We start from the raw sequence: 9,183 nt of genomic DNA, 5'->3' as shown, positions 1-9,183 counted from the left end.
GGTCGATCATGAAGTTGACGGCGCCCACCGTCCCTTTTGTCCCCGCCAACTTCATGATCGACGGGGTGGGGAGACGGAAGTGCGGTGTTGACCAAGGAGATTGCGGCCTGGGGTGGCGGGTTGGGGGACGTTAACTCCTTGATCACCGCGGGAGAGGGCGGGAGGGGTGGGGGAGAGGGAGGGAGGGCGGCGGGTGGGGGTGGATGGGGGTCGATCTCGGGTGGGGGCCCGTGATGTGGGATCACAGGGCGGAGCTGTGGTCGGGCGGGGCGGGGTGTGGCAGCATGAGGCACATGACCGCCGCTGTCGTCCGCCGCTTCGTGGCTCGTCGCCACGTCGATTACGGCCGCGTGCGCAGCGCGATCTGTCCGGCCCACTGACGACGCCCGACCCTTCCGTCTCGGGCGCGTACTCGCGCCGGCCGTCATCGACATCGCCGTCCACGGCCCTTCCCAGGGCCGGCCGCCGCGTCCGCGCTCCAGGCACCGCAGCAGACCCATGGAGGACGCCGCGATGGCGGTCAGCAGCACCCCGACCCGTCCCGACACCCCGGCGCCTGCCGCCCGTGCGCCCCGCCGGCCACGCGGCGAGGGGCAGTGGGCGCTCGGGCACCGTGAGCCACTCAACCCCAACGAGCGGATCAAGAAGGACGACGACCCGCTGAACGTGCGGGACCGGATCGAGAACATCTACGCCCACCGCGGTTTCGCCTCGATCGACCCGCAGGACCTGCGCGGCCGGTTCCGCTGGTGGGGCCTCTACACCCAGCGCAAGGCCGGCATCGACGGCGGGCGTACGGCTGTGCTGGAGCCGCACGAGCTGGAGGACGAGTTCTTCATGCTCCGGGTGCGGGTGGACGGCGGCCAGCTCAACCTGGCCCAGCTCCGCGTGATCGCGGACATCTCCCGGGAGTTCGCCCGGGACACCGCCGACATCACCGACCGGCAGAACATCCAGTACCACTGGATCCGGGTCGAGGACATGCCGGAGATCTGGCGCCGGCTGGAGGCGGTCGGCCTGCAGACCACCGAGGCGTGCGGCGACTGCCCCCGGATCGTGCTGGGCAGCCCGGTCGCCGGGGTGGCCCGGGACGAGGTGCTCGACCCGACGCCGGCGATCGACGAGATCGTCCGCCGGTACGTCGGCGACAAGGCGTACTCCAACCTGCCCCGCAAGTTCAAGACCTCGATCTCCTGGCTGGTCGACACGCCGTACGAGGCGAACGACATCGCGTTCCTCGGCGTGGAGCACCCGGAGCACGGGCCCGGGTTCGACGTGTGGGTCGGCGGCGGGCTCTCCACCAACCCGATGCTCGCCAAGCGGCTCGGCGTCTGGGTGCCGCTGAACGAGGTGCCGGACGTGTGGGCCGGCGTGGTCGGCATCTTCCGCGACTACGGCTACCGCCGCCTGCGCAACCGGGCCCGGCTGAAGTTCCTGGTCGCCGACTGGGGCGTGGAGCGCTTCCGCGAGGTGCTGGAAAAGGAATACCTGGGCCGGACGCTGCTCGACGGTCCGGCCGCGGACCTGCCGGCGAAGCCGGTCGACCACATCGGCGTGCACGCCCAGCGTGACGGCGCGAACTACGTGGGCGCGGCCCCGGTGGTGGGCCGGGTCTCCGGCACCCAGCTCGCGCAGCTCGCCGACGTGGTCGAGGCGCACGGCAGCGGCCGGGTGCGGCTCACCCCGTACCAGAAGCTGCTCGTGCTGGACGTGGCGCCGGAGCGGACCGAGGAGCTGGTCACGGCGCTGCGTGGGATCGGCCTGGAGGCCCGGCCGTCGGCCTGGCGGCGCGGCACGATGGCCTGCACCGGCATCGAGTTCTGCAAGCTCGCCATCGTCGAGACCAAGCGGCGCGGCGAGGAGCTGGTCGCGCGCCTGGAGGAGCGGCTGCGCGACTTCGACGCGGACATCTCCATCCACCTCAACGGCTGCCCGAACGCCTGCGCCCGGACCCAGGTCGCCGACATCGGGCTCAAGGGCCAGCTCGTGGTCGGCCCGGACGGCCGGCAGGTCGAGGGCTTCCAGGTGCACCTCGGCGGCGGCCTCGGCATGGCGCAGGGGCAGACCGCCGGCTTCGGCCGCAAGCTGCGCGGTCTGAAGACCACCGCCGAGGAGCTTCCGGAGTACGTGGAACGGCTCGCCCGCCGCTACCTGGCCGGCCGGACCGAGGGCGAGACGTTCGCCAACTGGGTGATCAGAGCCGACGAGGAGGAGCTCCGATGAGCGATGCCCGATCCGCGCCTCTCTACTGCCCGTACTGCGGGGAGGAGGACCTGCGGCCGCACGAGGCCGGGCACGGCGCCTGGGAGTGCCACGCCTGCGCGCGGGTCTTCACGGTGAAGTTCACCGGCCTGCTGAGCCGGGCGGTGAACCGGTGACCGGCCTGGTCTCCGCCGCCGGCCTCGGGCTGATCGGCGCGGCCGAGCCGGCCCGCCGCGACCCGGAGGAGCTGCGCGCGCTGGCCGAGGAGGCCGGCCGGGAACTGGCGGACGCGCCCGCGCTGGAGATCGCGCGGTGGGCGGTGGAGACGTTCGGCGAGCGGTTCTGCGTGACCAGTTCGATGGCCGACGGCGTACTGGCGCACCTGGTCTCCCGGGTCGCGCCCGGCGTCGACGTGGTGTTCCTGGACACCGGGCTGCACTTCCTGGAGACGTTGAAGGTCCGCGACGAGGTGGCCCGGCGGATGCCGGTGCGGGTGCGCTCGATCCGGCCCCGGATGACCGTGGGCCAGCAGGACGGCCAGTACGGTCCGCGCCTGTTCAACAGGTCCCCGGACGACTGCTGCCAGCTGCGCAAGGTGGAGCCGTTGGAGCGGGCGCTGTCCGGGTACGACGCCTGGGCCGCCGGGCTGCGCCGGGACGAGTCGCCGACCCGGGCGAACACGCCGGTGGTGGGCTTCGACGCGCGGCGCGGCAAGGTCAAGGTGAACCCGATCGCGGCGTGGACGCAGCGGGAGGTGGACGCCTACGTGGCCCGGTACGACATCCCGGTGAACGAGTTGTTCGCCCGCGGCTACGGCTCGATCGGCTGCTGGCCGTGCACCCGGCGGACGAAGGCGGGGGAGGACCCCCGGTCCGGCCGCTGGGCGATGTTCGAGAAGACCGAGTGCGGCCTGCACACCTGAGCGCCGGGCCACCGGTGGTGCTGGTGGCCCACGGCAGCCGTGACCCGCGTGCGGCGGAGGCGACCCGGGCGCTGGCCCGGGCCGTGGCGGACACCTGCCCGGGTCGTCCGGTGCTGCCGAGCTGGCTCGACCACACCGATCCCGGGCCGGCCGAGGTGCTGCGCGGGCTGGCCGCCGCCGGTCACTCCCGGGCGGTCCTGGTGCCGCTGCTGCTGACCGCCGCGTACCACCGGAAGGTGGACATCCCGGCGGCGGTCGCGGCGGCCGGCGCGGACATCGAGGTACGGGTGACCGACGTGCTGGGGCCGACCGGCGGCGGGGTGGACGGCGGGCTGCTGGACGGGCTGCGCCGCCGCCTGGCGGAGGCGACCGGCGACGGGCCGGGCGGGCTGGACGCGGTGGTGCTGGCGGCGGCGGGCACCCGGGATCCGGCGGCGCGCGCCTCGGTGGGGCGGGTCGCCGCGGCGTTCGGCGCCGGGCTGGGCGTGCCCTGCCGCGTCTCGTACGCCTCGGCGGCGCCCCCGGAGGTCGGCGGCGCGGTGACGCGACTGCGCGCGGCGGGCGCCCGCCGGGTCGCGGTGGCCGCCTACTTCCTGGCCCCGGGCCGGTTCCACGACGGGGTACGCGCGTCGGCCCGGTCGGCCGGCGCGGTGGCGGTGGCGGATCCCCTGACCGACCTGCCGGAGCTGGCGGACCTGGTCCGGCGGCGGGTGGAGGCGGTGACGGGCTGACCCGGTCCGGGACAGCAGAACGCCCCGGCCGGAATCCGGCCGGGGCGATCAGCGTGTACGGGTCAGGCGGAGTGAGCGCGCAGCACCCGGAGGCCGCCGCGGCGCTTCACCGCGCGACGCTCCTCCTCGCTCATCCCACCCCAGACGCCGGCGTCCTGACCGGACTCCAGCGCCCACTGCAGGCACTGGTCGGTCACGGGGCAGCGCCGGCAGACGGCCTTCGCCTGCTCCACCTGCAGGAGGGCGGGGCCGGACGTCCCGATCGGGAAGAACAGCTCCGGGTCCTCGTCGCGGCAGACCGAATCGTGGCGCCAGTCCATGGCGGCAACACTCCTCATTCTTAGTGGGTGGCCAGATAACGCTTCGTTGCTATTTCTATTTGCGTCCGCATTGCCGAATGGTGACGGTCAGCATCCATCAATTCGGCGCAGCGTGAGCAGGCTGTGGGGTGCCCGGACCTGCTGGAACAGCTCAACCGAACGAGCATATCCAGGCAATGTCCCGGCAACACGAGTTCGCTTGTGAATACTTTCACGAACTACAGCGATGTCAAGGGTGACGCTCGGAAAAACTCCGAACAGTGAGCGGGCTCACCACCCATTTGTCCGGGTTTACCAGGGCTCTGGTTACCCGGCGTGCCACAGTCGATAATCAATGTAGTACGGTCTGCGTGACGTTGCTGACATTTCCGGCACCCTTCCTCGGCGTGGCGGCCACCGCACCCGCGCGGCGGGGGGTCCGCGTCAACCGACTGGGGTACCCGAGACCTAGCAGATTACTCTCAGTGCGGCCGGAACGGATGTGAATCGGACTTTCTCCCGCTCGCCGAGGTAGTCCCCGTCCAGCTGGAACGGCAGCGGCCGGTCCGAGACCAGGGTGAACTCCGCCACGTCGTGCAGTCGCAGCACCTGCTTGCCGTGCGGATCCGGCTGCCGGGAGAAGAACTGCACCGCCGTCCGGGCCGTGCTGGCCACCCGCAGCCGCCGCAGCGCGAGCACGTCGAGCCCGAGGTCGAACGACGCCTCCGGGTTCGGGTTGATCTCCCGGTCGCCCAGGTACGTCCACGGCGCGGTGTTCTGGATGATCGCGGTGGCCAGTTCCGTCGCGGGCGCCTCACCCGGGCGCTCCAGCGTGATCGACGGGTGGCGGCGGTCCGAGCCGACGAAGTACTGACTCGCGGTGGAGCGGAAGTAGAGCGCCGGGGTGGAGACGCGCCCCTTCTTGCGGGCCTGTTCGACCCGGCGGATCACCGCCGCGTCCAGCCCGAAGCCCGCGCAGAACGTGAAGTAGCGGTCGTCGGCCCGGCCCAGCCCGATCGTGCGGGACCGGCCCAGCCGCAGCCCTTCCAGGATCATGCTGGTGCCGTCCGGCCACTCCCGGGGCAGCCCGAGCGCGCGGGCGAACACGTTCGTCGAACCGCCCGGCACGGTGGCCAGCGCGGGCAGCCGCTCGGCCGAGGTCTGTCCGGTGCGGAACGTCGGCGGCTCCGCCGCCATCAGGCCGTTCACCACCTCGTTGACGGTGCCGTCGCCGCCGAGCGTGACGACCAGGTCGACGCCCTCCTGGGCGGCCTCCCGGGCCAGGTCCATGGCGTGGCCCCGTCGGCGGGTGTACCGCACCGACAGGTCGACTTCACTGCGCAACGCCCGGACCAGCACGTCCCGGCTGCGCTCGCTGGTGGTGGTGGCCTTCGGATTGACCACCAGGACGGCCCGCATGGGCGGCACTGTACCGCGACTACCCACCGGTATCGTGGCGCCCGTGACGATCGACTCCGACCCGCTCCCCGGCACGCTGCGCGCCGCGGTGCTCCTGCTACGAGCCCAGGCGGTGGCGCTGGGGCTGATCGCGGTGTGGCTCATCTGGTCCGACCTCACCGCCGACACGACGGATCTGACCTCGGCACTGCTGGTGACCGTCTTCGCCGTCGGCGGCGCGGTGGCGCTCTGGGCGCTCGGCGGCGCGCTGTCCCGCCGCCGTGCCGGGGCCCGCGCGCCGGCCATCGTGCTTCAGCTCATGCTGCTGCCGGTCGGCTGGTTCATGATCGAGGGCGGCATGGGCTGGCTCGGCGTGCCGCTGATGGTGCTCGGGATCGGCATGGTCGCGTTGCTGGTGAGCGGTCCGACCAACCGCGCGCTGGGCTTCGGCGAGCCGGCCCGCTGAACGCAGACCCGGCCCGGACGCCGCCGGGCCGGTGGCGGGAAGGGCCGGTCAGAATCCGCCGGCGCGGCGGGTCAGAAGCGAGATGGTGGCCCGGCCGCCGGACGCGTGGGCGTTCGCGCCGGTGGTCAGCGCGGTGAGCACCTTCCACGCGAACGACGACTCGGACGGGAGCGTGGCGCCCCGGACCGTCGGCACCGTCACCTCGACGGTGAGCGCGTCCTCGGTGACCGCGAAGCGGCACTCCAGCTCGGCGTCGCGGGTGGCGATGGCGAGCAGCATGGCGCACGCCTCGTCGACGGCGATGCGCAGATCCTCGATCTCGTCGAGGGCGAACTGCAGCCGGGCCGCGAGGCCGGCCGTGGCGGTGCGGAGCACGCCGAGGTAACCACCGTCGGCGGGCACGGTGAGGTGGACGACGTCGTCGTCGGTCGTCGGGTGCCCGGTCAGTTGAGTCACGGCTCCTCCCCCCGGTGCGGGACTCTACCCGGTCAGGGGGCGGGCCGCGTGGGCACGGCCGTCGCGTGCGTGGCGAGCTCGCGCAACGCCGGCCCGGCCAGGCGGTACGGGGTCCACTCGTCCATCGGCGTGGCGCCGATCGCGGCGTAGAAGCGGGCCGCCGGGTTCCAATTGATCATCCACCACTCCAGCCGCTGGTAGCCGCGCTCCACGCAGATCGCGGCGAGCGTGGCGAGCAGCATCCGGCCCGCGCCGGTGCCCCGGGCGTCCGGGCGGACGTAGAGATCCTCCAGGTAGATGCCGTGCACGCCGGCCCAGGTGGAGAAGTTGAGGAACCAGAGCGCGAAGCCGACCGGCCGGTCCGACGCGTCGACCGCGACGTGGCCGTACAGCGCCGGGGACGGGCCGAACAGGGCCGCGTCGAGCTGTGCCGTGGTGAGGTGGCACTGCTCGGGCGCGCGCTCGTACTCGGCGAGTTCGTGCACCATGGCGACGACGGCCGGTACGTCCTCGGGACGTACCGGCCGGATCGTCGGAGTGACGTCGGGCGACGTCACGCCTGCTTGGTCTCCCAGAAGATCTTCGAGATCTCGTCGATCTTCGCCAGCAGCTCGTCGGCCTTGGCCGGGTCGGTGCCGCCCTTGGCGCCGGCCGCGCCGGCCAGCTTGGTGGCCTCGTTGAACAGCTGGTGCAGGTGCGGGTACTTCTCGAAGTGCGGAGCCTTGAAGTAGTCGGTCCAGAGCACCCACAGGTGGTGCTTGACCAGCTCGGCCCGCTGCTCCTTGATCAGGATGGCGCGGGTGCGGAACTCCGGGTCGGTGTTGGCCTGGTACTTCTCGCAGATCATTTTGACCGACTCGGCCTCGATCCGGGCCTGGGCCGGGTCGTATACGCCGCAGGGCAGGTCGCAGTGAGCGCTGGCCGTCACCCGGGGCGTGAGGATGCGGGGAAGGCGCATCAGGGTCCTCCATGGGTTGTTTGCGATGATCCAAGACGACATTACTCCTGGAGACGCCCTCGGGGGCTGGGAGGTGACATGGCGCCCACCGGTGAATCCCCGGCTCTGCGCGGCCCGCTGGTGCCGGTGCTGGTGACCGGCCCGTCCATGTCCCCGACGCTGCGTCACGGCGACGCGGTGCTGGTCCGCACCGGAGGCCGGCCGGTACGCCCCGGGGACGTGGTCGTCGCGGTGTTCCGCAGCCGTCCCGACCTGCTCGTCGTCAAGCGGGCGGTGGAACCGCGCGACGGCGGATGGTGGTTGCGCGGCGACAACGAGTTCGTCGCCGACGACTCCCGCGCGTACGGGGTGGCCGACGTCCGGGGCCGGGTGGTGGCCCGCTGGTGGCCGCGTCCGGGACGGGTCAGGAGCAGGTAACGACCGGAGCGGATATGACCCCGCTCACATACTGGGTGCCGAAGCGTGACTATGCTCGAAAAGTGCCCGGGTGACCCCCGCACCGCCGCGCCGCCGGTCGCTGACCACCGCTGACCACGCCGGCCGGTCCGTCTGCTCGACAGATCCTGGAGTCACCATGTCTTCGTCCACCCCGGACCCCGCCGATCCCGTCTTCCGCCTGCACGTCGGCGGCAAGATGGCAGTCGCCTCCACAGTGCCGCTGACCAGCCGCGAGGATCTCTCCCTCGCGTACACCCCGGGTGTCGCCCGGGTGTGCGAGGCGATCGCCGCCGACCCCGCGCTGGCCGACACCTACACCTGGGTGTCGCACACCGTCGCCGTGGTCACCGACGGTTCCGCCGTACTCGGTCTCGGCAACATCGGCCCGCGCGCCGCGCTGCCCGTGATGGAGGGCAAGGCGGTGCTGTTCAAGCAGTTCGCCGGCGTGGACGCGGTGCCGGTCTGCCTGGACACCCAGGACGTGGACGAGATCGTCGCGACGGTCAAGGCGCTCGCGCCCTCGTTCGGCGGGATCAACCTGGAGGACATCAGCGCCCCGCGCTGCTTCGAGGTGGAGCGCCGGCTCGACGAGGCGCTGGACATCCCGGTCTTCCACGACGACCAGCACGGCACCGCGATCGTGGTGCTCGCCGCGCTGCGCAACGCCGCGACGCTGCTCAACCGCAAGCTCGGTGACCTGCGGGTGGCGGTCAGCGGCGCGGGCGCGGCCGGGGTGGCGGTCACCAAGATGCTGATCGCCGGCGGCGTCGACCCGGACCGGGTGGTGGTGTGCGACTCGCGCGGCATCATCGGCCGGCACCGCGAGCTGACCGGCACCAAGGCCGAGCTGGCCGAGATCACCAACGCCGAGGGCCGGCAGGGCGACATCACCGAGGCGCTGCGCGACGCGGACGTGCTCGTGGGCGTCTCCGGCGGCCAGATCCCGGAGGCGGCGGTGGCCGGCATGGCTCCCGGTGGCATCGTGTTCGCGCTGGCCAACCCCACCCCGGAGGTGCACCCCGAGGTGGCCGCCCGGCATGTGGCGGTGGTCGCCACCGGGCGCAGCGACTACCCGAACCAGATCAACAACGTGCTCGCGTTCCCGGGTGTGTTCCGGGGCGCGCTGGACGCCGGGGCCACCCGGATCACCGACTCGATGAAGGTGGCCGCCGCCGACGCCATCGCCGGCGTGGTGGCCGAGTCGCTGACCGCCGACGCGATCGTGCCCTCGCCGCTGGACCCGCGAGTCGCACCGGCGGTGGCCGAGGCGGTCGCGGAGGCCGCCCGCCGCGACGGGGTCGCCCGCCGCTGAC

At 72.6% G+C, this 9,183-nt stretch carries 12 protein-coding genes; 7 read left to right on the top strand and 5 right to left on the bottom strand.

Annotated features, from left to right (window positions below; genetic code table 11):
- Window positions 1-513 precede the first annotated feature (513 nt).
- From M8C11_RS28405 to M8C11_RS28390, 4 genes are read left to right on the top strand one after another with little or no spacing between them, the layout of a single operon-like run.
- Window positions 514-2,223, top strand: a complete 1,710-nt coding sequence (locus M8C11_RS28405; RefSeq protein WP_252454430.1) for a nitrite/sulfite reductase — start codon at window positions 514-516, stop codon at window positions 2,221-2,223.
- Window positions 2,220-2,378 (top strand): IS1 family transposase, encoded by a 159-nt coding sequence (locus M8C11_RS28400; RefSeq protein ID WP_120573286.1) that lies wholly within the window; start codon window positions 2,220-2,222, stop codon window positions 2,376-2,378. The genes M8C11_RS28405 and M8C11_RS28400 overlap by 4 nt, the downstream gene beginning before the upstream one ends.
- On the top strand, window positions 2,375-3,124 hold the full coding sequence (locus tag M8C11_RS28395; protein ID WP_252454428.1) for a phosphoadenylyl-sulfate reductase: 750 nt from the start codon (window positions 2,375-2,377) through the stop codon (window positions 3,122-3,124). Before M8C11_RS28400 ends, M8C11_RS28395 begins: the two co-directional genes overlap by 4 nt.
- Window positions 3,106-3,855: a sirohydrochlorin chelatase gene (locus M8C11_RS28390; protein ID WP_252454426.1), complete on the top strand. Its 750-nt coding sequence runs from the start codon at window positions 3,106-3,108 to the stop codon at window positions 3,853-3,855. Before M8C11_RS28395 ends, M8C11_RS28390 begins: the two co-directional genes overlap by 19 nt.
- 62 nt (window positions 3,856-3,917) lie before the next feature.
- Here the strand turns inward: M8C11_RS28390 and M8C11_RS28385 are convergent, their stop codons facing one another.
- Together M8C11_RS28385 and M8C11_RS28380 are read right to left on the bottom strand one after the other, a co-directional pair.
- Window positions 3,918-4,175 (bottom strand): WhiB family transcriptional regulator, encoded by a 258-nt coding sequence (locus M8C11_RS28385; protein ID WP_013288358.1) that lies wholly within the window; start codon window positions 4,173-4,175, stop codon window positions 3,918-3,920.
- A 447-nt stretch (window positions 4,176-4,622) separates the two neighbouring features.
- Window positions 4,623-5,573, bottom strand: a complete 951-nt coding sequence (locus M8C11_RS28380; protein WP_120573289.1) for a diacylglycerol kinase family protein — start codon at window positions 5,571-5,573, stop codon at window positions 4,623-4,625.
- Between the two features lie 43 nt (window positions 5,574-5,616).
- Between M8C11_RS28380 and M8C11_RS28375 the strand changes: the two genes are divergently transcribed.
- Window positions 5,617-6,018, top strand: coding sequence for a hypothetical protein (locus tag M8C11_RS28375; RefSeq protein WP_120574141.1), 402 nt, complete (start codon window positions 5,617-5,619; stop codon window positions 6,016-6,018).
- 48 nt (window positions 6,019-6,066) lie between these two features.
- Here M8C11_RS28375 and M8C11_RS28370 read toward each other — a convergent pair whose 3' ends face one another.
- Genes M8C11_RS28370 through sodN form a run of 3 tightly spaced genes read right to left on the bottom strand, consistent with a single transcriptional unit; the run spans window position 6,067 to window position 7,432 of the window.
- Window positions 6,067-6,474: an ATP-binding protein gene (locus tag M8C11_RS28370; protein ID WP_047894358.1), complete on the bottom strand. Its 408-nt coding sequence runs from the start codon at window positions 6,472-6,474 to the stop codon at window positions 6,067-6,069.
- Window positions 6,475-6,506: 32 nt separating this feature from the next.
- Window positions 6,507-7,031 carry a GNAT family N-acetyltransferase gene (locus M8C11_RS28365; RefSeq protein ID WP_252454424.1) on the bottom strand — a complete coding sequence of 175 codons (525 nt, stop codon included), beginning with the start codon at window positions 7,029-7,031 and terminating at the stop codon, window positions 6,507-6,509.
- Window positions 7,028-7,432, bottom strand: a complete 405-nt coding sequence (gene sodN, locus M8C11_RS28360; protein ID WP_013288353.1) for a superoxide dismutase, Ni — start codon at window positions 7,430-7,432, stop codon at window positions 7,028-7,030. The genes M8C11_RS28365 and sodN overlap by 4 nt, the downstream gene beginning before the upstream one ends.
- Window positions 7,433-7,510: 78 nt before the next feature.
- Here sodN and M8C11_RS28355 point away from each other — a divergent pair, with 78 nt between their 5' ends.
- Both M8C11_RS28355 and M8C11_RS28350 read left to right on the top strand, forming a co-directional pair.
- The gene (locus M8C11_RS28355; RefSeq protein WP_252454422.1) at window positions 7,511-7,849 is read left to right on the top strand and encodes a S26 family signal peptidase; all 339 of its coding nucleotides are present in this window, start codon (window positions 7,511-7,513) and stop codon (window positions 7,847-7,849) included.
- Between the two features lie 157 nt (window positions 7,850-8,006).
- The gene (locus M8C11_RS28350; protein WP_120573292.1) at window positions 8,007-9,182 is read left to right on the top strand and encodes an NADP-dependent malic enzyme; all 1,176 of its coding nucleotides are present in this window, start codon (window positions 8,007-8,009) and stop codon (window positions 9,180-9,182) included.
- Window position 9,183 lies beyond the last annotated feature (1 nt).

The organism is Micromonospora sp. CPM1, assembly GCF_023896895.1.
GTDB classification, from domain to species: domain Bacteria; phylum Actinomycetota; class Actinomycetes; order Mycobacteriales; family Micromonosporaceae; genus Micromonospora; species Micromonospora tulbaghiae.
The sequence above is the reverse complement of the archived record's forward strand: the minus strand, read 5'-3'. Positions and strand labels throughout refer to the sequence as shown.

Bases quoted from the DNA above. Each gene is read 5' to 3' on its own strand.
- M8C11_RS28355 (WP_252454422.1), top strand. From the start codon at position 7,511: ATGGCGCCCACCGGTGAATCCCCGGCTCTGCGCGGCCCGCTGGTGCCG.
- sodN (WP_013288353.1), bottom strand. From the start codon at position 7,432: ATGCGCCTTCCCCGCATCCTCACGCCCCGGGTGACGGCCAGCGCTCAC.
- M8C11_RS28405 (WP_252454430.1), top strand. From the start codon at position 514: ATGGCGGTCAGCAGCACCCCGACCCGTCCCGACACCCCGGCGCCTGCC.
- M8C11_RS28380 (WP_120573289.1), bottom strand. From the start codon at position 5,573: ATGCGGGCCGTCCTGGTGGTCAATCCGAAGGCCACCACCACCAGCGAG.
- M8C11_RS28400 (WP_120573286.1), top strand. From the start codon at position 2,220: ATGAGCGATGCCCGATCCGCGCCTCTCTACTGCCCGTACTGCGGGGAG.
- M8C11_RS28385 (WP_013288358.1), bottom strand. From the start codon at position 4,175: ATGGACTGGCGCCACGATTCGGTCTGCCGCGACGAGGACCCGGAGCTG.
- M8C11_RS28350 (WP_120573292.1), top strand. From the start codon at position 8,007: ATGTCTTCGTCCACCCCGGACCCCGCCGATCCCGTCTTCCGCCTGCAC.